Origin of the sequence: Streptomyces sp. NPDC127092 (genome assembly GCF_042722475.1) — a bacterium.
GTDB lineage: Bacteria > Actinomycetota > Actinomycetes > Streptomycetales > Streptomycetaceae > Streptomyces.
Genome location: NZ_JBHXFE010000155.1, coordinates 911 through 1536, shown reverse-complemented (window position 1 = coordinate 1536; position 626 = coordinate 911). Strand labels below are relative to the sequence as shown.

Annotated in this window: 1 pseudogene (cut by a window edge); it reads left to right on the top strand. The window is 67.1% G+C overall.

From position 1 onward, the window contains the following. Positions 1 to 554, top strand: a pseudogene (locus ACFWJO_RS38255) (IS481 family transposase); it begins 329 nt to the left of the window's first position. The last annotated feature ends 72 nt before the right edge of the window (positions 555 to 626 follow it).

Sequence of the window (626 nt, the reverse complement as noted above, 5' to 3'; positions counted from 1 at the left end):
AGATCGGACGCATCCCTGAAGGGGGAGGCTGGCGCGCCCACGGAAGAGACAGTGAGGCAGGGCGTGCTTCCAAGCGGGGGTCTGGCCAGCGGGTCGGCTACACCTACCTGCACTCGGCGATCGACGGGTTCACCCGCCTGGCGTACACGGAGGCGCTGGAGGATGAGCGGGCGGTGACCACGATCGGGTTCTACTGCCGGGCCCGCGCGTTCTTCGCCGCTCACGGCATCACCGTGGACCGGGTGGTCACGGACAACGGGAACAACTACCGGGCCGTGGACTTCACCCGGAAGGTGGTCTCTCTCGGGGGCCGGCATCACCGGATCCGCCCCTACACCCCGCGCCATAACGGGAAGGTCGAGCGGTACAACCGGCTGATGGTCGACGAGGTCCTCTACGCCCGCCCGTACTCCTCAGAGCGGGCTCGGCGTGAGGCCCTGCAGGTGTGGGTGAATCACTACAACTACCATCGGCCGCATACCTCCTGCGGAGAGGCTCCTCCGGCCTCGTTGGCCCCGGTGCGTGTCAACAACGTCATGCCCTCCTACAGCTAGTGGGTGCGGTGCTGGCCGAGCAGACCGATGAATGGGCCGAGGGTCGACGCTACCTCGGTCTCGAAGTCCTGG